The sequence below is a fragment of the Paenarthrobacter sp. MSM-2-10-13 genome (assembly GCF_011605365.1).
In the GTDB taxonomy this organism is placed as follows: domain Bacteria; phylum Actinomycetota; class Actinomycetes; order Actinomycetales; family Micrococcaceae; genus Arthrobacter.
The window spans coordinates 1-1,245 of the sequence record NZ_JAAOXO010000020.1 but is presented as its reverse complement, the minus strand read 5'-3'; the positions used below and the strand labels follow the sequence as shown (position 1 = coordinate 1,245).

Genomic DNA, 1,245 nt, shown 5'->3' with positions numbered 1-1,245 from the left:
GGCCGCCGTACTAGCACCAGGACACAACCAGTCAAGGCCATGCCAAAAAAATTTGATTCGTTGATATTCCACCCATGAGCACCCACCGCAGAACAGACGCCTGCGCAATGGGCAACACTGACAACCACCACCACACCCATGCAGGCACAGCAACCAGTTGTTAGCAGCTCCTTAGAAAGGAGGTGATCCAGCCGCACCTTCCGGTACGGCTACCTTGTTACGACTTAGTCCCAATCGCCGGTCCCACCTTCGACGGCTCCCCCCACAAGGGTTAGGCCACCGGCTTCGGGTGTTACCAACTTTCGTGACTTGACGGGCGGTGTGTACAAGGCCCGGGAACGTATTCACCGCAGCGTTGCTGATCTGCGATTACTAGCGACTCCGACTTCATGGGGTCGAGTTGCAGACCCCAATCCGAACTGAGACCGGCTTTTTGGGATTAGCTCCACCTCACAGTATCGCAACCCTTTGTACCGGCCATTGTAGCATGCGTGAAGCCCAAGACATAAGGGGCATGATGATTTGACGTCGTCCCCACCTTCCTCCGAGTTGACCCCGGCAGTCTCCTATGAGTCCCCGCCATCACGCGCTGGCAACATAGAACGAGGGTTGCGCTCGTTGCGGGACTTAACCCAACATCTCACGACACGAGCTGACGACAACCATGCACCACCTGTAAACCGACCGCAAGCGGGGCACCTGTTTCCAGGTCTTTCCGGTTCATGTCAAGCCTTGGTAAGGTTCTTCGCGTTGCATCGAATTAATCCGCATGCTCCGCCGCTTGTGCGGGCCCCCGTCAATTCCTTTGAGTTTTAGCCTTGCGGCCGTACTCCCCAGGCGGGGCACTTAATGCGTTAGCTACGGCGCGGAAAACGTGGAATGTCCCCCACACCTAGTGCCCAACGTTTACGGCATGGACTACCAGGGTATCTAATCCTGTTCGCTCCCCATGCTTTCGCTCCTCAGCGTCAGTTACAGCCCAGAGACCTGCCTTCGCCATCGGTGTTCCTCCTGATATCTGCGCATTTCACCGCTACACCAGGAATTCCAGTCTCCCCTACTGCACTCTAGTCTGCCCGTACCCACTGCAGAACCGGAGTTGAGCCCCGGTCTTTCACAGCAGACGCGACAAACCGCCTACGAGCTCTTTACGCCCAATAATTCCGGATAACGCTTGCGCCCTACGTATTACCGCGGCTGCTGGCACGTAGTTAGCCGGCGCTTCTTCTGCAGGTACCGTCACTT

The 1,245-nt window shown here is 56.7% G+C and carries 1 rRNA gene; it reads right to left on the bottom strand.

The features are described from left to right. Positions 1-175: 175 nt before the first annotated feature. Positions 176-1,245, bottom strand: a 16S ribosomal RNA gene (locus tag HAV21_RS21955); the annotation flags it as partial.